General features: G+C 67.3%; 22 protein-coding genes. 16 read left to right on the forward strand and 6 right to left on the reverse strand.

The window, feature by feature from the left end; genetic code table 11:
- Positions 1–90 precede the first annotated feature (90 nt).
- Genes FKQ52_RS03495 through FKQ52_RS03505 form a run of 3 tightly spaced genes read left to right on the forward strand, consistent with a single transcriptional unit; the run spans position 91 to position 2598 of the window.
- Positions 91–1191 carry a bifunctional transcriptional activator/DNA repair enzyme AdaA gene (locus FKQ52_RS03495; protein WP_141625903.1) on the forward strand — a complete coding sequence of 367 codons (1101 nt, stop codon included), beginning with the start codon at positions 91–93 and terminating at the stop codon, positions 1189–1191.
- The gene (locus FKQ52_RS03500) at positions 1175–1705 is read left to right on the forward strand and encodes a methylated-DNA--[protein]-cysteine S-methyltransferase (RefSeq protein WP_141625904.1); all 531 of its coding nucleotides are present in this window, start codon (positions 1175–1177) and stop codon (positions 1703–1705) included. The genes FKQ52_RS03495 and FKQ52_RS03500 overlap by 17 nt, the downstream gene beginning before the upstream one ends.
- Before the next feature lie 53 nt (positions 1706–1758).
- On the forward strand, positions 1759–2598 hold the full coding sequence (locus FKQ52_RS03505) for a hypothetical protein (RefSeq protein ID WP_141625905.1): 840 nt from the start codon (positions 1759–1761) through the stop codon (positions 2596–2598).
- A 66-nt stretch (positions 2599–2664) separates the two neighbouring features.
- Here FKQ52_RS03505 and FKQ52_RS03510 read toward each other — a convergent pair whose 3' ends face one another.
- Positions 2665–3990, reverse strand: coding sequence for a cation:proton antiporter (locus FKQ52_RS03510; protein WP_240811729.1), 1326 nt, complete (start codon positions 3988–3990; stop codon positions 2665–2667).
- A 183-nt stretch (positions 3991–4173) separates the two neighbouring features.
- On the opposite strand from FKQ52_RS03510, the gene nadA reads away from it, so the two are divergent.
- The 6 genes from nadA (at position 4174) to FKQ52_RS03535 (ending at position 9081) form a co-directional block, all read left to right on the forward strand.
- Positions 4174–5253: a quinolinate synthase NadA gene (nadA, locus tag FKQ52_RS03515; protein WP_141625906.1), complete on the forward strand. Its 1080-nt coding sequence runs from the start codon at positions 4174–4176 to the stop codon at positions 5251–5253.
- Between the two features lie 34 nt (positions 5254–5287).
- Positions 5288–5455 (forward strand): hypothetical protein, encoded by a 168-nt coding sequence (locus tag FKQ52_RS16360; RefSeq protein WP_168196784.1) that lies wholly within the window; start codon positions 5288–5290, stop codon positions 5453–5455.
- 116 nt (positions 5456–5571) lie between these two features.
- Complete coding sequence (locus tag FKQ52_RS03520; RefSeq protein WP_141625907.1) at positions 5572–6444, forward strand: metalloprotease; 873 nt, start codon at positions 5572–5574, stop codon at positions 6442–6444.
- Complete coding sequence (locus FKQ52_RS03525; RefSeq protein WP_141625908.1) at positions 6441–7961, forward strand: L-aspartate oxidase; 1521 nt, start codon at positions 6441–6443, stop codon at positions 7959–7961. The genes FKQ52_RS03520 and FKQ52_RS03525 overlap by 4 nt, the downstream gene beginning before the upstream one ends.
- Positions 7958–8803, forward strand: coding sequence for a carboxylating nicotinate-nucleotide diphosphorylase (nadC, locus tag FKQ52_RS03530; RefSeq protein WP_141625909.1), 846 nt, complete (start codon positions 7958–7960; stop codon positions 8801–8803). Before FKQ52_RS03525 ends, nadC begins: the two co-directional genes overlap by 4 nt.
- A 62-nt stretch (positions 8804–8865) precedes the next feature.
- A complete protein-coding gene (locus tag FKQ52_RS03535) occupies positions 8866–9081 on the forward strand; it encodes a hypothetical protein (RefSeq protein WP_141625910.1) in 216 nt (71 codons plus the stop codon).
- Here the strand turns inward: FKQ52_RS03535 and FKQ52_RS03540 are convergent, their stop codons facing one another.
- A complete protein-coding gene (locus tag FKQ52_RS03540; RefSeq protein WP_141625911.1) occupies positions 9082–10095 on the reverse strand; it encodes a cell wall hydrolase in 1014 nt (337 codons plus the stop codon). It abuts the gene before it with no gap.
- A gap of 517 nt (positions 10096–10612) precedes the next feature.
- Here FKQ52_RS03540 and FKQ52_RS03545 point away from each other — a divergent pair.
- Both FKQ52_RS03545 and FKQ52_RS03550 read left to right on the forward strand, forming a co-directional pair.
- Positions 10613–10798, forward strand: coding sequence for a hypothetical protein (locus tag FKQ52_RS03545; protein ID WP_141625912.1), 186 nt, complete (start codon positions 10613–10615; stop codon positions 10796–10798).
- A gap of 148 nt (positions 10799–10946) precedes the next feature.
- Positions 10947–11309, forward strand: a complete 363-nt coding sequence (locus FKQ52_RS03550; protein ID WP_141625913.1) for a DUF6481 family protein — start codon at positions 10947–10949, stop codon at positions 11307–11309.
- 43 nt (positions 11310–11352) lie between these two features.
- On the opposite strand, the gene FKQ52_RS03555 is transcribed toward FKQ52_RS03550, so the two are convergent.
- Positions 11353–14958 carry a PAS domain S-box protein gene (locus FKQ52_RS03555; RefSeq protein WP_141625914.1) on the reverse strand — a complete coding sequence of 1202 codons (3606 nt, stop codon included), beginning with the start codon at positions 14956–14958 and terminating at the stop codon, positions 11353–11355.
- Positions 14959–15182: 224 nt separating this feature from the next.
- Between FKQ52_RS03555 and FKQ52_RS03560 the strand changes: the two genes are divergently transcribed.
- The 4 genes from FKQ52_RS03560 (at position 15183) to FKQ52_RS03575 (ending at position 19084) form a co-directional block, all read left to right on the forward strand.
- Positions 15183–15662, forward strand: coding sequence for a Dps family protein (locus FKQ52_RS03560; RefSeq protein WP_141625915.1), 480 nt, complete (start codon positions 15183–15185; stop codon positions 15660–15662).
- A gap of 93 nt (positions 15663–15755) precedes the next feature.
- Positions 15756–16949 (forward strand): cell wall hydrolase, encoded by a 1194-nt coding sequence (locus FKQ52_RS03565; RefSeq protein ID WP_141625916.1) that lies wholly within the window; start codon positions 15756–15758, stop codon positions 16947–16949.
- A gap of 86 nt (positions 16950–17035) precedes the next feature.
- Positions 17036–18580 (forward strand): sensor histidine kinase, encoded by a 1545-nt coding sequence (locus tag FKQ52_RS16585; RefSeq protein WP_141625917.1) that lies wholly within the window; start codon positions 17036–17038, stop codon positions 18578–18580.
- A gap of 96 nt (positions 18581–18676) precedes the next feature.
- Positions 18677–19084 carry a response regulator gene (locus FKQ52_RS03575; RefSeq protein ID WP_141625918.1) on the forward strand — a complete coding sequence of 136 codons (408 nt, stop codon included), beginning with the start codon at positions 18677–18679 and terminating at the stop codon, positions 19082–19084.
- Positions 19085–19198: 114 nt separating this feature from the next.
- Here the strand turns inward: FKQ52_RS03575 and trxB are convergent, their stop codons facing one another.
- Positions 19199–20209 carry a thioredoxin-disulfide reductase gene (gene trxB, locus FKQ52_RS03580; protein ID WP_141625919.1) on the reverse strand — a complete coding sequence of 337 codons (1011 nt, stop codon included), beginning with the start codon at positions 20207–20209 and terminating at the stop codon, positions 19199–19201.
- Between the two features lie 69 nt (positions 20210–20278).
- On the opposite strand from trxB, the gene FKQ52_RS03585 reads away from it, so the two are divergent.
- Positions 20279–20572: a hypothetical protein gene (locus FKQ52_RS03585; protein WP_141625920.1), complete on the forward strand. Its 294-nt coding sequence runs from the start codon at positions 20279–20281 to the stop codon at positions 20570–20572.
- Here the strand turns inward: FKQ52_RS03585 and FKQ52_RS03590 are convergent.
- Entirely contained in the window at positions 20569–21564 is a 996-nt protein-coding gene (locus FKQ52_RS03590; RefSeq protein ID WP_240811730.1) for a mitochondrial fission ELM1 family protein, read from the reverse strand. The two genes, FKQ52_RS03585 and FKQ52_RS03590, sit on opposite strands and share 4 nt — an antisense overlap.
- On the reverse strand, positions 21555–22028 hold the full coding sequence (gene greA / locus FKQ52_RS03595) for a transcription elongation factor GreA (protein WP_141625921.1): 474 nt from the start codon (positions 22026–22028) through the stop codon (positions 21555–21557). The genes FKQ52_RS03590 and greA overlap by 10 nt, the downstream gene beginning before the upstream one ends.
- Between the last annotated feature and the right edge of the window lie 30 nt (positions 22029–22058).

The raw sequence follows: 22058 nt of genomic DNA on the forward strand, positions 1-22058 counted from the left end.
AGAACGACCGCTTTCGGCCATTGAAGTCCGCCGCACGCCCATGTCCGAAAGCCGCGAGCATTCTCCTCCGCTCCGGCCTATCTTCCGTCCATGGAAAACGCCAATGCTCTCGATCAGGAGGCCTGCTACCGCGCCGTGCTGACGCGTGATGCGCGGTTTGACGGGCGGTTCTTCGGCTGTGTGAAGACCACGGGCATCTACTGCCGCCCGGTCTGTCCGGCGCGGACGCCGAAGCGGGAGAACATGCGTTTCGTCGCCTCGGCGGCGGCGGCCGAGGAGGCTGGGTTTCGCGCCTGCTTGCGCTGTAGGCCCGAGACGGCGCCAGACATGGGCGCCTGGCGCGGGACGTCGAATACGGTCAGCCGGGCGCTGGTCCTGATCGAGGCGGGGGCGCTGGACGAGGGCGATGTGGATGCGCTGGCCGGGCGGCTGGGCGTGGGCGAGCGGCACCTGCGTCGCCTGTTCCACCAGCATCTGGGCGCGGCCCCGGTCAGTGTGGCCCAGACCCGGCGGGTGCTGCTGGCCAAGGCCCTGATCCACCAGACCGACCTGTCGATGGCGCAGGTGGCGCTGGCCTCGGGCTTCGGCAGCGTGCGGCGGTTCAACGAGACGTTTCAGGCCCTGTATGAGCGGCCGCCCTCGGCCCTGCGGCGTCGGGGTGAGCGGCTGCATGAGGGCGGCGTGTTGCTGAGCCTGCCCTATCGCCCGCCCTACGACTGGGACGCCATGCTGGCGGCGCTGGCCGCGCGTGGCGACGCGGTTGAGGGGCGGCGGTGGTCGCGGGGGCTGACCCGCGAGATCGACGGCGCCGGGGGATCGGTGTGGGTCGAACCCGGAGAGGATGGGCGTGTCACGGTCTGCGTCGAGACCGCTGAGCTGAAGGCTCTCCCCGGCGTGCTGGCGCGGGTGCGGCGGGTGTTCGACCTGTCAGCGGACCCGGACGCCATCGCGCGTGACCTGTCGTCAGACCCGCTGCTGAACCCGCTGCTGGCGGCGCGCCCGGGGCTGAGGCTGCCGGGCGACTGGATCGATGAGGGCGTCGAGCCGCCCAATGACCGGCTGATGGATGATCGCCTGACCGCGCGCGCCGAGCCTTGGCGTCCTTGGCGGGCCTATGGAGCGCTGTATCTGGCCATGGCCGATATGGACGCCGACGAGCGGATGGAGCGAGACGATGCCGAAGCGGCCTGAGATGGAAACCCTGACGCTGGACCGGGTGGCGACGCCTGTTGGGGAAGTTCTTCTGATCACCGGCCCCGAGGGGGCGGTGCGGGCGCTCGATTTCGCGGGATATGAGGCGCGGATGCATCGTCTGCTGGGGCGGCACAGCCCGGGGGCGGCGCCGGTCGAGGGGCGTGCGCCGGGGCGCGTGCGGACGGCGGTTCTGGCCTATTTTAGCGGAGACCTGAGCGCGCTCGACGGGCTGGCGGTGAAGACCGGCGGGACCGACTTCCAGAAGAGCGTCTGGGCGGCGCTGAGGGCCATTCCGGCGGGGCAGACGCGCACCTACGGCCAGTTGGCGGCGGCGATCGGGTCGCCCAAGGCCGTGCGGGCGGCGGGGCTGGCGAACGGGCAGAATCCGGTGGCCCTGATCGTGCCCTGTCACCGTGTGATCGGCGCCAATGGAACCTTGACGGGATACGCCGGAGGGCTGGAGCGCAAGCGCTGGTTGCTGGCGCATGAAGGCGTTGTGACGACTGCTTGACGGGGCCTCGAGTCTGCGTGTCACTGCGCGCGGGCTGTGAGGGATTTTTGAGTATGAAGACGGTTACTTTTGCGGGCCTGGCCATGACGGCCGGGCTTGGTCTGGCGACGACCGCCGCGGCGCAGGACGATGACTGGGAGTTCCAGCACGATCCGGCGCAGAACATCGCCATAGCCGCAGCACGCTACGACGCTGGGCAGATGATCGTGGTTCAGTGTCGTGACGGCAAGCTGACGGCGGTGGTGACGGGCCTGCCCGCTTCCGCCGAACCGCTGCGCCTGAACGCCGCGCGGGCCGACGGACGCTCCGACCAACAGACCTGGACGGCCGCCGGCGCCGCCGGGGCCTATCGCAGCAACGCGCCGGGGCGCGACGTCCGCTTCATGAAAGGCGGCGGCCTGTACTCAGTGCAAACTGCGGACGGGGCAGAGCCTTCGTTCCGGGGGGCGTTCGATCTGCCGACCCAGTCGGCCAATCTGGACCGGGTGCTGACGACCTGCGGCTGGAGCACGACGGACGACCGGGACGCCCTGGGGATTGCGCCGGGCGTCAGCCTGACCGACCCCGAAGCCCGTCGACCGGCTCGCAGGCAGCGAAGCGCACTTTCACGCGCGCCGCGTCGGGAGGTCGAGCCGCCGGTCGGTGCGCCGGTAACGCCGCCGGCCGAGCAACTGGTCAGCTGTGTCGTGCGCGATATGCACCTGAAGGACTGTCGGGCCGAACATCAGGCATCGGCCGCGCGGCCCGATATCGTGCGGGCCCTGCGCTTCTATGAGGACCGCGAGGTCTATGCGACCGAGGGCTCTGACGCCGCCGCCAACGAGGGCAAGGTGGTGTTTCTGAATGGGCCGCAGATCGTGGTGACGGTCGACTACATCGGTCGTGCTGACTGAGCCGGGTTGAAGCCGTCGACAAATGAATGGCCGGGACCGACATCCCGGCCATTTTTGTATTCGGCGTCAGGGCGCTACGGATCGGGCCTGAACCGGGGCGGCGTCCGACGCCTCGTGATCGTCCGCGAGACTGCCCAGTTCGCCCCGCTCGCGCGCCTTGCGGCCATAGACCCATTCGAACAAAGGGGAGGCCATCAGGGTGGTGACGATGGCCATCAGCACCATCATCGAGAACAGGGCCGGGCCGATGATGCCCTTTTGCAGGCCGATATTGAGAATGATCAGCTCCATCATCCCCCGAGCGTTCATCAGGGCCCCGATGCCCAATGCGGTGGCGTTGTCCTGACCGGTCAGGCGGGCGGCGGCCCAGCAGGCTCCAGCCTTGGCCAGGATGCTGCCGGCCAGAATGACCAGCGCGACGCCCAGCAAGGGCAGGCTGTTCACCATCGTCAGCTGGGTGTTCAGGCCCGAGTAGACGAAGAACATCGGCACCAGAACCACCAGGGCGAAAGGCTGGAGCTGGCGCTTCACTTCACTGGCCAGAAGGCCTCGGGGCATGGCTGCGCCCAGGATGAAGCCGCCGAAGACGGAATGCAGACCTGCGGCATCCATGGCCCAGGCGCTGAGCATGAACAGCACCAGCACGACGCCGAGAAGAGCGGGCGTGAGCCGGCCCTCACGCTCGACCCTGTCGGCCAGCGGCGCCAGCAGGCGGCGACCGAGGGTCAGCATGAAGACAGCGAACACACCGCCGCCGACAATGGCCTTGAGGGCGACTTCAGCGCCGCCTCCCAGGCTGGCCAGGACCAGCGCCAGAACGGCCCAGGCGCAGGCGTCGTCAATGGCGCCGGCCGACAGGGCCATGGTGCCGAGCGGCGTCTTGGACAGACCCCGCTCCTGAATGATGCGCGCCAGCACGGGAAAGGCGGTGATGGAGATCGCCGCGCCGAGGAACAGCAGCGACTGAATGGAATCCACGCCCTCGCCGAACAGCTTCATGTTCATCAGCCAGGGTGTCAGGGCCACGGCGACGAGGAAGGGGGCCAGCATGCCGGACAGGGACACCGCCGCCGCGCTGCGGGCGTTGGCCTTGAAGTGGTCGCCCCGGAAATCGAGGCCGACAATGAACATGTACAGGCCGATGCCCAGCTGAGCGCCGACAAACAGGACGCCGCGCGTGTCCTGCGGGAAGATCATGTCCTTCACTTCGGGTGAGATAAGTCCCAGCAGGGACGGCCCGAGCAGGACGCCTGCGATGATTTCGCCCACCACCTGCGGCTGGTTGAACAGTCGCTTCACCAACCAGCCCATCGCCCGACAGACCGCGATAACGACGGCCATCTGAAGGAAGAAGGCCACGCTCAACTCAGCCGGACTCATCTCGGTGCTCATCCCCAACGGCGACCGCTCGTCCGACCGGTTCGCCTCCCGCCAGAACGCTAGCACAGGCGAGGCGAGGAGACAGTGACATGCGAGCGGTTTGCAGCACTTTCCGCCTTGCGCCGCCGCTCGATCGGCCTACATTGCGCCTGCTTATGCTAACTTTGAGCATAAGGGTCGATTGAGGACAGGATCATGGCGGACGGCGCGTTCGGGCTGTCGGAGGAACTGGAGCGGGAGACCGCGCCCGTGTGGGACAAGGTCAAGGACCATGTGACCCCGCTGGAGTGGCCGCGCTACGCGGCCCTGATCAGCGAGATCAACGCGCTGAAGAAAGAGCGCGACGCGGTCATCCTGGCGCACAACTACATGACGCCGGAAATCTTCCATGGCGTCGGCGACTATGTCGGCGACAGCCTGGGACTGGCCAAGGAGGCGGCCAAGTCGAAGGCCAAGGTGATCGTCCAGGCGGGCGTGCACTTCATGGCCGAGACCTCGAAAATCCTCAGCCCCGAAAAGACGGTGCTGATCCCCGACCTGCGCGCGGGGTGCAGCCTCGCCAGCTCGATCACCGGCGAGGACGTGCGGCTGATCAAGCAACGTTATCCCGGTCTGCCGGTGGTCACCTATGTGAACACGACCGCCGACGTGAAGGCCGAAACCGATATCTGCTGCACCAGCGCCAATGCGGTTCAGATCGTGGAGTGGGCGGCGAAGGAGTGGGGCGTCGACAAGGTCATCCTGATCCCGGACGAGTATCTGGCGCGCAACGTCGCGGCCCAGACCGACATCAAGATCGTCGCCTGGAAGGGCCACTGCGAGGTCCACAAGCGCTTCACCGCGCAGGACATCGCCGACATGCGCGACGCCTGGCCGGACGCCGAGGTGCTGGCGCATCCGGAATGCCCGGAAGAAATCCTTCGGGCCGCCGATTTCGCCGGATCGACCGCAGCGATGACTGACTACGTCGAGGCCCGCAAACCCAAGCGGGTCGTGCTGATCACCGAATGCTCGATGGCCTCCAACATCAAGGGTGATGTCCCCGAGGTCCAATTCGTCGGTCCCTGCAACATGTGCCCGCACATGAAGCGGATCACGCTGGAGAACATCCGCGACTGTCTGCGTGACATGAAGTTCGAGGTCACCGTGCCCGACGAGATCATCGAGAAGGCGCGGATGGCCGTGCAACGCATGATAGACCTGCCTCCGCCGCCGATTCCCGCGCGGTATGATCTGGTCAAGGCCAGGCATCACGTGGATGTGGAGTTGATCTGAAGTGGTTCGAGTGTGGCGCGTACCGTTTGGCTACATGATCATCATCTGGCGCGCCAAACAGCGCTGGTTCGCCTTCAAACCGGTGCAGGATCTGCGCCGGGTCTATGAAATCCTGACACGCAGGGGCGTGCCGAAAAATCTGGTGCGTGAGGCGCTGACGCGGGCCAACCCCGCAGAGGCCCGGGCGCACAATCTGGACTGAACCCCGATGCACTATGTTCCGCCTGTCCGCGCCGTCGCGACCGTTGACCGTAAGACCCTGCGGCTTCTCGCCGTACTGGCCTTGTGGCTGAAGGCGGAAAAGGCCACGTCGCGGGGATGAGCGACACCGACACCCCCCGCCGCCCCGGCCCCTGGGACATCAAGCCGGAAGAGACCCCCGCGCCGCGCAGGGTCGAGACACATGCGTCGGCTCGTAACGCGCCGCTGGCCTCGACTTCCGCGCATGCGCCGGTGCAGGGGCAGAGCATGGGCTGGGCGATCCTGTCGACGCTGCTGCTCGGCGGGCTGATCTATTACTGGACCCGCAGCTTCGAGATCGTCGCGGCGGTGCTGTTCGGCGTGCTTGTCCACGAGGTCGGCCATATGCTGGCGATGAACCGGCTGGGCATGGGCCCGGCCCGTATCTTCATCGTGCCCTTCTTCGGTGGCGCGGCCATCGGGCAGCGTCCGGCGGCGAGCGAGTGGCACGGCGTGCTGGTGGCGCTGGCCGGACCGGCGTTCGGCCTGCTGGCCGCGGTACCCTTCTTCGCCCTGTACGGCTGGACCGGGCAGGGCGTCTGGCTGGCCTGTGTGATGGCCATCGCCTTCATCAATCTGCTCAACCTGCTGCCCGCGCCCATGCTGGACGGCTCGCGAGCCATTGGTCCGGTGCTGGCCAGAATCCATCCGCTGCTCGAGCGGGCCGTGCTCATCGTGATCGGCGGACTGGCCGTCCTGTGGGGCGTATCCAACGGCAGCTGGCTGTTCGCCTTCTTCCTCGGCCTGGCCCTGTTCAGCTATCTGAAGCGCGGGGACTGGCGGCCCGAGGGGCGACGTCTGACCGTGGGCGAAGCGGTCAAGTCGACGGGGCTGTTTATATTGACGGCGGGCGCCTGCGTCGGTGTCGGCCTGCTCGCCATCCTGCCGGGCGCCGAAAGTCTGGCCATGGCCGCCGGGCACGGGGCCGGCCTGTTCGAGTTCGGTCAGTGAACCGCATCCGCCACGACGGCCCGTTGATCATCGGCGGCGGCCTCGCCGGTCTGTCGGCGGCGCTGGAAGCCGGGCCGCGTCCGACGCTGGTAGTGACGCCCGCGCCGCTGCTGCAGGCCTGCTCGTCCGCCTGGGCGCAGGGCGGCGTGGCGGCGGCGCTGTCGGTTCAGGATGATCCGGCCCTGCACGCGGCGGACACCGCGGCGGCGGGCGCCGGACTGGTGGACCCGTCCGCAGCGCGCGCCCTGACGGAGGACGGCAAACAGACCGTCGAATGGCTGGCCTCGCTGGGCGCGCCGTTTGATCGTGCCGCCGATGGCGCCTTCGCCGTCAGTCTTGAAGCCGCCCACTCCCGCGCGCGTGTGGCGCGGGTCGGCGGCGATGGGGCAGGGCGGGCAATTCTGTCTGCTCTGGTCGCATCCGTGCGCGCCGCGCCCCATGTTGAAGTCTGGGAGAACGGCCGACTGCGCGCCCTTGTACAGGACGACACGGGGCGGGTGCGCGGGGCTGTGATCGAGCGTGACGGTCGGCTGACCGAGGTGCTGGCGACGGCCGTGGTGCTGGCGACCGGCGGTGCGGGCGGGCTCTATGCGCGCACCACGACCCCGGCGGCCCTGCTGGGCGAGGGGATGGCGCTGGCCTACAGGGCGGGCGCGGAAATCCTGGACCCCGAGTTCGTGCAATTCCATCCGACGGCGATCGATGTGGGGCTGGACCCCATGCCGCTGGCGACCGAGGCCCTGCGCGGCGAAGGCTCGCGCCTGATCGACGCCGGTGGGCGCTTCCTGCTCGGCGAGGCGCCGGATGCAGACCTGAAGGCGCGCGACATCGTCGCCCGAGCGGTGCACAGCGCCCGCGCCGAGGGACGAGGCGCCTATCTGGATGCCCGCACGGCTGTGGGCGACAAGTTCCCGCATGAATTCCCGGCGGTCTTCGCCGCCTGCATGCGGGCCGGGCTGGACCCGCGCGAGACGCCGATCCCGGTCGCGCCGGGCGCCCACTATCATATGGGCGGTATCGCCGCCGGTCTGAACGGACGCACCAGCCTGCCGGGCCTGTTCGCGGTCGGGGAATGTGCGGCGACGGGCGTGCACGGCGCCAACCGGCTGGCCTCCAACTCCCTGCTGGAAGCCGCGGCCTTCGGGCGGCGCACCGGGCGCGCGGCGGCGGAGGAGATCGGCGGTGAGGGCGAGACGCGCAAAGCCTCAATCGCGCCAGAACTGACGCCCGAGGCGCTGACAGCCCTGCGTGTGAGCATGAGTGACAATGTCGGGGTGGTGCGCGACGCCGACGGGCTGGCGCGGGCGATGGTGCTGATCGAGCGGCTGGAGCAGGAGGCGCGCGGGGCCCTGCCGGTGCTGGCGGCGCGGTTGATCACGGGTGCGGCTCTGGGTCGCCGTGAGAGCCGGGGCGGGCACTATCGCACTGACTATCCGAACACCGACGCCGCGCCGCGCCACACCCGGCTGCGCCGTGAGCCGGAAATGCCGACCCCTGACATGATGGCCGCCGAATGAGCCCGACCCTTCCCGACGTTCTGATCGAGCCGGTGGTCCGGTTGGCGCTGGCCGAGGATCTGGGGCGGGCAGGGGATGTGACGGCGAGAGCCTGCATCCCCGGGGATGCGCGGATGCGGGCGGTCTTCGCCGCGCGCAAGCCGGGTGTGCTGGCCGGCATTGACTGTGTCCGTCTGGCGGTGCTGGCCATGGACCCGCAAGCCTCGATCAAGCTGAAACTGTGCGACGGCGACAGCTTCGAGGCGGGGGCCGTGCTGGCCGAAGTCGAGGCTGGCGCCCGTGCCTTCCTGTCCGCCGAGCGGACAGCCCTGAACCTGCTGGGGCGGCTGTGCGGGATCGCCACCCTGACCCGGACCTATGTGGAGGCGGTGGCGGGCACGGGCGCGCGCATCGCCGACACCCGCAAGACCACGCCGGGCCTGCGGGCGCTCGAGAAGCACGCCGTCCTGTGCGGCGGCGGGCTGAATCATCGTTTCGGGCTGGATGACGCCATCCTGATCAAGGACAACCACGTCGCCGTTTGCGGCGGAGTGGGCGAAGCGGTGCGACGGGCGAAGGCCGCCGCCGGGCACCTGATGAAGGTCGAGGTCGAGGTCGACGGGCTGGATCAGCTGGACGAGGCGCTCGGTGAGCGGCCCGACGTGATCATGCTGGACAACTTCTCTCTCGCAGACCTGCGCGAGGCGGTGAAACGCGTGGCGGGGCTGGTGACCCTGGAAGCCTCGGGCGGGGTCAATCTGGATACCGTGCGCGCCATCGCGGAGACCGGGGTGGACGTGATCTCGGTCGGCGCCCTGACCCATTCGGCGGCGTCGCTGGATATCGGACTGGACGCGATCTGAGCCGAACGCCGTTCCGGAACGGTCCGGTCGCGGGACGGTTAGCCTTTCGAAGGAGACAGTCGATGACTCACAGTCCGAAAATTCCGAAGGAGCAACGCAGCTTCGCTGATCGTGGCGGCCGCTCGATGGACGAGGCCGTGAATGCTGATCGCCGCGATCTTGCGACGGGCGCGCAGTCCGGTCAGCCCGGCGACTCCGACGTCAATCTCGAGACGCAGGGACGGTTCGGCAATCTTCGCCAGAACCTGACGACGCACTGGAAGGTGCAGCAGCGCTGATCAGGCTGAAGGAGCCGTGGTTTCGCTGGCGGCCGACGGCGCGGACGTGATCGCGGGAGCGGCCGGACGCGGCGCGGGGGTTTCGGTCTGGACCGGACGGGCGTCCTGACGGGCTTCCTGTGCGATCAGCAGATTGTAGGCGACCGCACCGACTTCGCGCGCCGGACCGCTGGGATCCAGACTGGCCTGAACAATCTGAGGCGTGTCTGCCTCGGTCGAGCGGCGGGCGGCGTAGGTGAACGCGCTGCTGGCCCCTGAGCGGCCGCCGAAACGGTAGAACAGATGATCGCCGACCTGCGTCACGCGGATCAGGCTGTTGCGCCACTGGGGCGAAACGCCCGTGGTGTGGAAATGGGTGGCGTTGCCGACGCCGCTGTACACCGAGCCGGACAGCGCCGCCGAGGCCACGGCGCGGGCGCGATCCCATGCAGCTCGGTTGACGTTCCCGCGCATGGAGCCGTTGCAGGTAAAGCTGAACTGACACCCCGTTCGACGGCCCGCGCCCTGGAAGACCACGCCGCAGACCGTCTTGGGGAAGGCCGGGTGGCGAACGCGGTTCAGGACCACCTGGGCCACGGCGCGCATGCCGTCACGGCCTTCGCCACGGGCTTCGTAATAGGCAGCCTGAGTCAGGCAATCGAGATCGCGCGAGGCTTCAAGCGCGCCGGCGAGGCGGAAGGGCTGGGCGGCGACCGGCGCCGACAGATTCGCCTGACGCAGGCCCTCGATGCGTTGCGGGCTAAGGCCGCGCAGTTGCTCAAGGCGCGCGGTCAGGAGCTCGGCCTGACGGTCGCGCTGGCTTGGGCCGGCTACAGTATAGGGGTCGTGACGGCGCGCGATGGTCAGCGCACTTTCATCGAGGCCGCCTGCCGCGGCGGCCAGAGCTTCCTCGGTGAAGCCCGCGGCGGTCGCGCCGTCGATGCGCGACGCCTGATCCCGAACAGCGGATGCCTTGGCCGCCGTGCCGCCCAGATAGGCGCCGCCGACCGCCAGTCCCACCAGAGCGCCGAACATGGCCGCCGCCGTGCCTGGCCGAATACGGGCCACACGATCAACGGGCGGGTTCACACGCGTCTGCGAGGAATTCGGCAAAGGCTCAGTCCTGTTCGGCAGGGCGCAGTGCCGCCCCCGGGTAGTCTCGCCGCCGGGCGATCCGTGATCGCGATCCGACTGCAGTTCCGATGTTCGGCGAACGGCCGGGCTTCGGAGGACGCGCCTTAAGCCAGCGATTTGTGGCGCCAATGTGGTTGATTCGCAAGAATCGTGTGCATCGCAACATTAGGTGTTAATGCCTATGTATGTGGCGGAAGGCGTCCCTATGAGTGAGAGTGGATGTCTTCAGTCGATTGGTGATTTACTGTATCGAATGCCGCAGGGTCTTTGTCACAATCCGACGTGAGGATCTTCCGATGTCTTCATGCTCGCCTTTATCTAGTCTTTGGGCGGGCTTTTTCCTGAAACGTAACTTCCAGCTGCAGGTGGAACCCCTGCGGACGTGATGACGTTTGGTGTTGTGAACAGGAGAAGAGACATGCGCCGCATTTCCACCGTCGCCGTACTGGCCATTCTGGCCCTTGGAGCCGCTGCTTGCGGCACAACGATCGAACAGAAGGCCGCTACCGGCGCTGTAGCGGGAGCCGTCGTCGGCGGGCCCGTGGGCGCGGCAGTAGGCGGAGCGGCCGGCGCGGCGGTGGGTCAGGCTGAGCGCCCGAACTGACACACTGCGGAAAGGGCTTGAGCCATCTGGCCCTCCTAACCTTGCTTTTTGACCCTATATGGGGTTAGCGGACCCGCCCGGGGCTGAGCCAAGCTCGCCCCGGCGAACGCGCATCTGAAAATCAATCAAGGATACGACGACCCCACGCATGAGAGACCTGAAACAAACCGGCTTCAACGACCGCCTCTCCGCCCAGAAGGACGCCAAGGCGGCCCTTCTCGCCAAATTCAAGCCGAAGGCGGCGGCTCCCGACCCCGAGTTCGAAAAGCTGGCTGAAAAGCGCGCCGCCGAGAAGGAAGCGCTGCGCCAACAGCATGAATTGGCCAAGGCCGAACTGCGCCGGGAAAAGGCTGAGAAGGAAGCTGCTCGCCAAGCCGAACTGATGGCTGCCCAGGAAGCGGTGGACGCCGAGAAGCGCGCCGCCCGCAAGGAGCGCAAGCAACTGTCCAAGGAAGAGCAGAAGGCGGCGCGCGATGCGCGTTACGCCGCTCGCAAGGCGCGACAGCGCTGATCTGCTGACGATCTCCCGCGACCGTCCCGGACGGTCGCGGGCGTCAATCCGCTCCGGCGGGAACCTGTCCCAGAATTTCGGCCAGCTGTTCGCCTGAGTAGGGCTTTCGCAGGAACGGCCAGGGGGCGTTCGACAAGGCCTCATCGACATCATCGCCGGCATAGCCGGAGGTCAGGACAATCCGCATGTCCGGCCATTCGGTGGCGCAGACGCGCGCCAGCTCGATGCCCGTCATGCCGCCGGGCATGACCACGTCGCTCAGCATCAGGTCGAACGATTCGACCCTCAACATTTCCAGGGCCCGCGGCGCCGTATCGGCGGCGATAACTTCCATGCCCATGGCTGTGAGCAGGTCCAGGGCGATGGCCGCGACGCCGGGATCATCCTCAACCAGCAGAATGCGACGCGCACCGACCTGCGGATAGGGCGAGACCGCACGGGCCGCGGAACCGATGCCCTCGGCGCGATCCAGCGGTGGAAGATACAGACGGAACTCCGTCCCCCGTCCGACCGTGGACGCCACCCGCACGCCGCCGCCGGATTGACGGGCGAAGCCATAGACCTGGCTGAGGCCCAGACCGGTCCCCTTGCCGACGGCCTTGGTTGTGAAGAAGGGCTCGAAGACCCGGCTGAGCACCTCCGGGTCAATACCGGCGCCGTTGTCGGACACCGATACGCAGACATAGTCGCCGGCGGGTAGCTCGTGCACTTCGCCGGCGTGCACCGAGACGATCTGGGTCTGGACGGTGATCCGGCCCTTGTCGCCCACGGCGTCGCGCGCGTTGACCACAAGGTTCAGCAAGGCCGCCTCGAACTGGGACGGATCGACATTCACCCGGGCGCCGCCACGACGCAGTTTCAGCCTGAACTCCACCGCTTCGCCGACCGCGCGGCGCAGCAGGGGGTCGCTCTCGCGGATCAGGGCGTTCAGATCCAGGGCCTGTGGGCGCAGCGCCTGGCGGCGGGAGAAGGCCAGCAGCTGGTGCGTCAGGCCCTCGCCGCGACGGGCGGCGGCCAGCGCGGCCTCGCCCAGCTTCTTCTGGCGGGCGGCGTCGTCCGGTGAACGCAGCATCATGTCCAGCGCCCCGATGACCACGGTCAGCAGATTGTTGAAGTCGTGCGCGACGCCGCCGGTCAGCCGTCCCACCGCCTCCATGCGCTGGGCATGCATCAGGTCGGCTTCGGCCTTGGCCTTTTCCGCGAGCGCTTCGCTGACGCGTTCTTCCAGCAGTTCGTTGATGCGCTTCAGGTCATCCTCGGCCCGCCGGGCTTCGGTGACGTCGATGGTGGCGCCGACGTAGCCCTGGAAGCGGCCTTGGCCGTCGAAACGGGGAATGCCCTCGCAACGCAGCCAACGGCGGCCCATCTGCGGATGCTCGACCTCCAGAACGCTCTCGAACCTGTCCCGCTGTTCCAGCGCCGAAAGGAAGTCGGCGTGGAAGGCTTCCAGTCCATTTGCGGTCATGACGGCCTGCCAGTTTTGCTGCAGATCATCGTCGCGCTGAACGTCGAAGAAGGTGCGGTAGCGCTTGTTGGCGAACACCACCCCGCCAGTCTCGTCAGTCATCCACATCTGGGCCGGCGCGCTGTCGGCGACCGTGCGGAAGCGGGTCTCGGACTCCTGAAGGCGCGCCTGCGCCTCGCGAATATCGGTGACGTCGAAGGCCACGCCGACGAAGCCGATGACTTCGCCATGCGCATCCAGCCGGGGGCGGGAGAAGGATTTGAGCCAGCGATATTCGCCGTCGTGGCGCAGGTAACGGGCCTCCATGGAAAACGGCTGGCGGGTGGCTTCGCCAGCAAGGGATTCCTGAAGAATCCGCTCGTGATCGTCCACGTGGATGACCTCCCGCCAGTCGGCGAGGCGGGCATCCTCGTAGGAACCGCCGGTGTAGGCGACATAGGCCTGATTGACGAACTCGCGGGTCCGGTCGCGGCCTGTGACCCAGATCAGCACGGGCGCGGTGTCGGCGATGGCGCGGAAGCGTTCCTCGCTTTCCCGGACCGCCCCCTCAGCGCGAGCGCGCTCGATCTCGGTCCATGTGCGGCCGGCGACTTCCTGCAGCAGGTCGATCTCGGCGTCGGCCCAGTGTCTGACCTCAGCGTTGTGGACATACAGGAACGCCTGCAGGCGCCCGCCACGGATGACGGGCGCGCGCATCAGGGCGCGGGTCCCCAGCCGTTCAAAGACCTCCAGCGCATCGCGGGTGCGACTGTCGGCGCGCACGTCGGAGATCTGGATCACACGTCCTTCGGCCAGATCCCGGATCAGGTCGGCGCCGAGGTCGGCGAGGCGGAACTGGCCCTGGGCGCTGACCACGCCGGCGGTCCAGTCTCGACTCATGGAGACAAGGCCACGCGCCTGATCGACCTCGCCGTAGCCGACACGATCAGCGCCGAGTTCGGCGCCGAGGGAGCGTTCGACCTCGACCATGATATCGTCCGGCGAGGTCAGGTCGCGCAGGCGGTCGGTGAGGGACAGCAGGAAGGTCTGCCGCCGCTCCTGCGCCTCGAGCGCGTCGATGGCCACGCGGGTGTCGGTGATGTCGAACGACATGCCGACGTAGCCGAGGAAGGCGCCGTCCGCATCGAAACGGGGATTCACGGCCACCCGCATCCAGCGCCAGCTGTCGTCGAAGCGTTTGAAGCGGGCCTCGAAGCCATAGGGGCGGTGTTCCGGCCGGGCGACCTCCATGACCCCCTCGACCTCGGCCACATCGTCCGGATGCAGGGCCCGGCGCCAGACGGACCCCAGCAGCTTTTCGTGTGGCTGACCGTAGAAATCGACCAGCGCGGTGTTGACGAATTCGACCTCGGCGTCGGCGTTGGTCATCCAGACCGGGGAGGGCGCGGTGTCCGCCATCAGGCGGAAGCGGCTCTCGCTCTCACGCAGGGCCGCCTCGGCGGCCTTGGCGGCGGTGATGTCCACGACCACGGCGATGAAGCCGATCAGGTCGCCATCGGGGTTGGTGAGCGCGCGCAAGCTGGTCAGGGCCCAGACCACGGTCCCGTCCGGGCGGATGTAACGCTTCTCGATCCGGCCCTCGCTCCCGCGCCGGGCGGCTTCCAGCGCGCGGCGGGTCACTTCGACATCGTCCGGATGGGTGACGTCGCGGGTGGTTATGCCGATGGCCTGTTCAGGCTTGAGCCCGAGAATCTCCGCGAATCGGGCGTTGGCGCTGATGATCTGGCCTTCCAGACCGACGCGGGCGATCCCGGCGGAGGCCTGTTCGACCATGGCGCGCAGTTCCTGCGTCGTCTCGCCGACGCGGTTGTCGGAGGCTCTCAGCCGCCGGACGGTGTCGTCAAGATTCCGCAGGGTGGTGCGCAGCGAAGCGGCCAGGACCGTTCCGAACACCGCGACCACGACGAAGGTGCAGACCGTGACGGTCAGCAATTCCGCGGTGCCGACCAGAAGCCCCTCGAACTGCCGGCTGATCAGGGTCGCCCCGAGGATGCCCAGGACAATGGTCGTATAGCCGGCGATCTGGCCGGCCCAGAGCGCGGCGATCAGGACGGCGGGCAGCATGACCGTCAGGCCGGTGACGCTGCCGTAGATCGGTTGAAGGGCGAGGCGCAGGGCAAGACCCACTGCCGCGCAAATGACGCCCGTCAGCACCGCCTGCCCGGGCCGCCCGGGCTGGGCCAAGGCGAGCTGTCTGAAAAACCTGTCCGCCCCCAAAGTCTGTTCGACCTCCCGCGCACGCTCTCGGTGGCGTGACTGATTGCAACGCTATCCCGATAAACGCGTTCCCGAACGCCGCATATATACGTTTTTATGGTCAAGCTTTCCGTAGCGCGGGCTTGGCCGGGGGCGTCGCGGCGCCTAATTAGCAGGCCTGAAACAGCGCTTCTTCTGAAGGACATCTCCCCATGACCGTGACCATCGACACCGGCCTGAGCTCCGCCGAACGCAATGGCGTCGCCGAGGAACTGACCAAGGTTCTGGCTGACAGCTTCGCGGTCTATCTGAAGACCCACGGCTATCACTGGAACGTGCGTGGACCGGAGTTCTTCAGCTTCCACAACCTGCTGGAGCAGCAATATCGCGACATCTGGGCCGCGCTCGACGAAATCGCGGAACGCATTCGCGCCCTGGGCGTGCTGGCCCCGCAGAGCTTCTCGGGCTTCGGCAACCTGACCTCGATCAAGGACGGTGATCCCGAGAAGGACGCCATCCCGATGCTCAAGGAACTGCTGGCCGATCACGACACCCTGATCGCCACCGCCCGCAAGGCGTTTGAGGTGGCGGACGAAGCCGGCGACGAGGCCTCGGCTGACCTTCTGACCCAGCGTCTGGCGGCGCACGAGAAGTTCGCGTGGATGCTGCGTTCGACCCTCGGCGGGCGGTAAGCGTGACCAAACGGCGCTTTTCGGTCTGAAAAGCGCCGCTCTTCGCGGGCATGATCATTGCTCCGGTTTTCGGACCGGCCGCCTTGGAGACGCATGCTGACCAGAACGACCCTGATCGCTATGATGACACGAGCGCGTCGGCTGCTGGCCGCCGCGCCCTTGTCGTTGGCGGTCATCGGTGTCGCGATGGCGGCCTCGTCAACGCCCCGGCCCGAGATCGACCAACGGATCGAGGCCGTGCGGCGACTGACCAACGGTGATCTGTCCGACAAGGGGCTGGCCGCCATCGCGGCGCGCATGACGCCGTCGCAATTGGCGCTGGCCGAACGGATGGACCCGTCCATGCGGCGGGCCGCCCTGTATGGCCTGACACCCGGTTGGGAAAATCTGACCCTGACCGGCAAGCCGACGCTGGATTTCGGCGAAGCCGGACTGGACGCCTTGCGCCTGAACGCGGCCACGCCTGCCGTGTCCGGCCAGTTGCGCGCCGCCCGCCCATTCGTTTTCCGCCCGGCCACCGCCGAGGATCGTCGTCGCGCGCAGCGGTGTCTGACGCAGGCCATCTACTACGAGGCGGCGCTGGAGCCGACCGAAGGGCAGGAGGCGGTGGCGCAGGTCATCCTGAACCGCGTGCGCGATCCCAACTACGCCAACACCGTCTGTGGCGTGGTGTTCGAGGGCGCCGAGCGGGTCACGGGGTGCCAGTTCAGCTTCACCTGTGACGGGGCGCTGTCGCAGGCGCCGGTCGCCTGGGCCTGGGAACGGGCGCGCAAGGTGGCGGATCGCGCTCTGGCCGGTCACGTCTCCGCGCGGGTCGGCACCGCGACCCACTATCACGCCGACTACGTCCACCCGTGGTGGGCGCCGACGTTGAACAAGCTGACCCAGATCGGGGCGCACATCTTCTATCGCTGGAAGGGCGTGTACGGCGAACCCTCCGCCTTCCGTCAGGCCTACTCCGGCCGTGAGCCTTTGATTGACGAGGCCCGCTTCTCACGCCCCCGTATCCAGATCCCGGACGTCGTCACACCTGCCGAGGCTGACGCGGCCCTGACCCTCGCCGCGGCCAACGGGCGCGATGCGACCCGTACCGTCGAGATCAACGGCCAGACCCGTGTCGTGGGTGTGGTCTCGCTGGGCGGACGCCGTCAGGCCTCGTCGGCGGAAATCGCCGCGATCAACCAGAAGCTGGCGGCTTTCGAGGCTCCCGCCGCCGCAGCCCCCGCCCCGGTCGCGCCGGGTGTGACGCCGATGGCGGTCGAGGAAGTCGGCCGCCCCGGTTCCTGAAATCGTCGCTGACGCAGTTGCAACGCGACGGCCATCTTCGCATTAAGATCGGACCACCGGCGCGCGGCGCCGCTTGAGGCCACGGCGTGCGCGACAGCAATACAGAAACCACCGGCGCCACAGCGGAGCGGGAACGACTGGCCGTCCTCCGGGCGTATGGCGTTCTGCAGACGGCGCCCGAGGGGGATTTCGACGAGCTGGTGACGCTGTCCGCGCGGATTTGCGGGACGCCCATCGCCCTGATCAGCCTGGTTGGCGAAGACGAGCAATGGTTCAAGGCGCGGGTCGGTCTGGATGACGATTCCACGCCCCGGGACTGGTCATTCTGCGAGCACGCCATGCGTGGGGCGGAGGTGATGGTGGTGCCGGACGCCACGCTGGACCCCCGCTTCGCAGACAACCCTCTGGTGACCGGGGCGCCGAATATCCGTTTCTACGCCGGTGCGCCGCTGGTCGGACGTGACGGGCATCCGCTGGGCGCGCTTTGCGTGATCGACAGCAAGCCCAGACCAGAAGGACTGACGGACCTTCAGGCCTATACCCTGACCGTGCTGGCGCATCAGGTGATGGCCCAGATGGAACTGCGCCGCACGCACTCGGCGCGGATCGAGGTCGCGGACCAGTTGGCCGAGAGCGAGGCCCGTTTTCGCGCCATCGCCGACTCGATGCCCCAGATGGTCTGGTCGACCCTGCCGGACGGCTTCCACGACTATTACAACGCCCGTTGGTACGAGTTCACCGGCATGCCGGACGGATCGACGGACGGTGAGGGCTGGAGCGACATGTTCCACCCGGAGGATCAGACCAGGGCCTGGGATCGCTGGCGACACTCGCTGGCGACCGGCGAGCCCTATGAGATCGAGTACCGTCTGCGCCACCGCTCCGGCGTCTATCGCTGGACCTTGGGCCGGGCCATGCCGATCCGGAACGAGGCGGGCGAGATTGTCCGCTGGTTCGGCACCTGCACCGACATTGATGACCTGAAGCGGATGGAGCAGTCCAAGGAGCTGCTGAGCCAGGAACTGAGCCACCGGATCAAGAACATCTTCGCGGTGGTGTCAGCCCTGATCGCCCTGTCCGCCCGCAAATTCCCGGAGGCGAAGCCGTTCGCGAGCGTTGTGCGAACCCGGATCAACGCCCTGGCGCGCGCCCACGAATTTGTCAGGCCGCACACCGAAAACTCGCGTCCTCTGGTCGGGTCCATGACCCTGCACGCCTTCCTGACCGACCTGTTCAAGGCCTATGCGGGACCGGAAGGAGGGGCGCGGGTGAGGGTGTCCGGCGACGACGCCACCTTTGACGATCAGGCCGCGACCTCGGTGGCCCTGCTGTTCCACGAACTCGCGACCAATGCCGCCAAGTACGGCGCCTTGTCCGCCGACAGCGGCTATGTGGAGCTGGAAACCCGCAATCACGGGGACCGCTTCATTCTGGGATGGAGCGAGTTCGGCGGACCGAGGGTGACCGGCGCCCCGGAACGGACAGGCTTCGGCACCTCGCTGGCCACCCTTTCCGTGGAGGGACAGTTGGGCGGGCGTCTGGAACGGAATTGGGCGCCCGAGGGTTTGCGGGTGGTCGCGGATTTGCCCGCAACCGCCCTGTCCCGCCGTCGCGCGGCGCTGGGTGTCTGATATCCAACATTGGCCCGAAACCTGCAGCCGTCTTGCGCGTTCCCCCATCGCGTTGCACACGCACGCAACAAGTTGATAAGTCCCGCTCCGCCTCCCATGACCGCCCGTATCCTCATTATCGAAGACGAAGCCCTCGTCGCCATGGAACTCCGCTTCGTGCTGGAAGATCTGGGACATGAGGTGATCGGTACCGCGGCGGATGCCCGATCCGCTCGTGATCTGGTGCGCGAGACCGATGTCGATCTGGCGCTGGTCGATATTCACCTGTCCGACGGTCCCACCGGCGTCGAACTGGGGCGCGAGCTGGCGCAGGAGATGGGGGTTACGGTCCTGTTCATGACCGCCAACCCCGGCATGGTGCGGAACGGGGTTGCCGGGACCATAGGTGTTCTGTCGAAGCCGGCGGAAGAGCGGGCGGTCCAGAAGGCCGTCGATTACGCCCTGCGTCGGCGCGTGGGTGAATCCGTCGACCAAGCGCCTGTAGAACTGCAACTGTTCGGGTAGCCCGTCAGCACGGCCCGTCGGTCACATACTGAAATTTGGAAAGGGGAGGCTGACGACAGCCTCCCCTTTCCTGTTTCTCTTCCACGTTCGCCTGCTTGGGAGGCGAAACTCCGGTCACCAGACCCCGATCTTCTCCGCTTCCTTGTGCGAGATCGGATGGTGGGCCTTGGCGTGGTCTTCCTCGGCGAGGAAGCGGACGGCTTCCAGCGCGGCCATACAACCCATGCCCGCCGCGGTGACGGCCTGACGGTAGATGTCGTCGGTGACATCGCCCGCGGCCCAGACGCCCTCGATGGCGGTGGCGGCGGTGCCGGGCTTCACAACCAGGTAGCCGCCCTGCTTCGTCTCCAGCTGTCCGGCGAACAGCTCCGACGAGGGGGCGTGGCCGATGGCGATGAATACGCCGTCAGCGGTGATCTCGCGGGTCTCGCCCGTCTCGACATTCTTCAGGCGCGCGCCGGTGACGTTCACGCCGCCGAAGCTGTTGGTCTCACCCAGGATTTCATCGATGGCGTTGTTCCACACAACCTCGACCTTCGGGTGGGCGAACAGGCGATCCTGCAGGATTTTCTCGGCCCGGAACTCGTCGCGGCGGTGCACCACCGTGACCTTGCGGGCGAAGTTGGTCAGGAACAGCGCCTCCTCGACGGCGGTGTTGCCGCCGCCGACCACGATCACGTCCTTGTCGCGATAGAAGAAGCCGTCGCAGGTGGCGCAGGCGGAAACGCCGAAGCCTTGATATTTGGCCTCGCTCTCCAGACCCAGCCACTTGGCCTGTGCGCCGGTCGAGATGATGACCGTCTCGGCCAGCATTTCCGTCCCCGAGTCCAGCGTCAGGCGGAACGGACGCTGCGACAGGTCAGCCTTGACCACGATGTCGTGGATGACCTCGGTCCCGACGTGCTCGGCCTGCTTCTGCATCTGCTCCATCAGCCACGGGCCCTGAATCACATCCGCGAAGCCGGGATAGTTCTCGACGTCGGTGGTGATGGTCAGCTGACCGCCGGGCTGAAGCCCCGCGATGACAACCGGGTTCAACAGGGCGCGCGCCGCATAGATGGCGGCGGTCCAGCCGGCGGGGCCGGACCCGATGATGGCGACACGGACAGTACGAAGAGTGCTCATGGAGACTATTTAGGGGCTGATTCCGGATTTCGCGATGCTAGGTTCGACGGACAGGACAAGGAGTCGGGGATGAAGAAGACCAACAGCGCGGCCTTCCTGCCGATCGGCATGGGGATGGGCGTCGCCATCGGCACGTCTCTGGGTGTCGCCACGGACAACATCGCCCTGTGGCTGCCCATCGGCATCGCCATCGGCTCCGGCTTCGGCGTCGCCATGATGGGCGCGAGCCATGCCAAGGCGAAGAAGGATGGTTCGGACGGTGGCGGGTCGGCGACGCACAGCGAGAGCTATAGCGACGTGCATGGAAACAGCGGCGGCTCCGACGGCGGTGGTGACGGCGGCGGCGGTGGCGGCGGGGACTAACGCCCCAGCTCTTCCATGATCACCCGCGCCGCCCGGTCGGTCTCCACCAGCGGCGCATAAGTCCAGCTCTCCAGCGTCCCGTCGAACGGCCGCGCCGCGCCCCGCTCACGCAAATCGGCGTGCAGGCTGGCGAATTTGTCGGCGGGCTTGGTCGCCACCATCGGCAGGACGTGCACCGGCTTGCCGGTCGAGGCGGCTTCGGCGGCCATGTTGGCGCTGTCCTCGGTGACGAGGATGTGGTCGGCCGCGTGCAGGAAGGCGAAATAGGGGTTCGGCCCCTCACCATTCCAGATCAGGCCCGGCAGATGCGACAGGCGCGCCGTCATCGCGGCCTTCGCCGCCTCGGGCGTGCGCCGCGAGAAGGTCAGCATCAGGGAGCCGCCGGCTTCTGTCACAGCGGTCGCGATCCGTTCGGCCAGTTCAGCGGCGTGAGCTTCCGGCAGGTCATGCGCCCGCGACCTGCCGCCGATCAGCACCGCCACGCGCGGGCGGGGCAGGGGCTCCAGCCGATCGACAAACGCCTTGGCGCCCTCGGCCAGCCGGTCGGCTGAAACCCGGTGTGGCGATCCGGTGATCGACAGGACATTCGCCCCCTCGATCCCGTCATGCTTCGGAGCGACCACCAGATCGTAGTCGCGGGTGCGCCAGCGCGGGTCCTGGGTCTGGACGACGAAGGTCTTTCCGCCCGACCGCGCCCGGACCATCAGCGACAGAGGCAGGGTGGACCGGCCCGTGGCGATCCATACGTCGGGCCAGGCCTCTCCGGGCTTCGGAAAGGGATCGTCGCTCGTCGGGTCCAGCATCCACGGCGCTTTCAGCGCCGAAGGCAGCTTGTCGAACAGCTTGCGCCATTTCACGCGAACGGTCGTGATTTCAGACGACGAAAGGCGCTGGAGGGCTTCCGCCAACCCCAGCGCCTGATTTTCCATCCCGATCCGGCCGTCCGAGACGACGCGGATCGTGAGCGGCTTCGGCTGCGAGCCTACTTCCACTCGACCTTGAGGATTTCGTACGCCTTCACGCCGCCGGGCGTGTTGACCTCGACCACGTCGCCGACCTCTTTCGAGATCATGGCGCGGGCGATGGGCGAGGCGATGGAGATCTTGCCTGCCTTCACGTCGGCTTCATGCTCGCCGACGATCTGGTAGCGACCCTCTTCCTCGGTATCCTCATCGACCACGGTGACCGTGGCGCCGAACTTGACCTGCGAGCCCGAAAGCTTGGACACATCGATCACCTGGGCGCGCGACAGCTTGTCCTCGATCTCGGCGATCGAGCCCTCGATCCAACCCTGCCGTTCCTTCGCCGCGTGATACTCGGCGTTTTCGGACAGGTCGCCGTGCTCGCGGGCCTCGGAAATGGCCGCGATCACGTTCGGTCGTTCGACCGACTTCAATTGCTTCAGCTGATCGTCGAGGACACGGTAGCCCTCGGCCGTCATCGGCACTTTTTCCATATGTCGTGAATTTCTTGCTTCGCCCGACTG

Source organism: Brevundimonas sp. M20, assembly GCF_006547065.1.
Lineage (GTDB): Bacteria > Pseudomonadota > Alphaproteobacteria > Caulobacterales > Caulobacteraceae > Brevundimonas.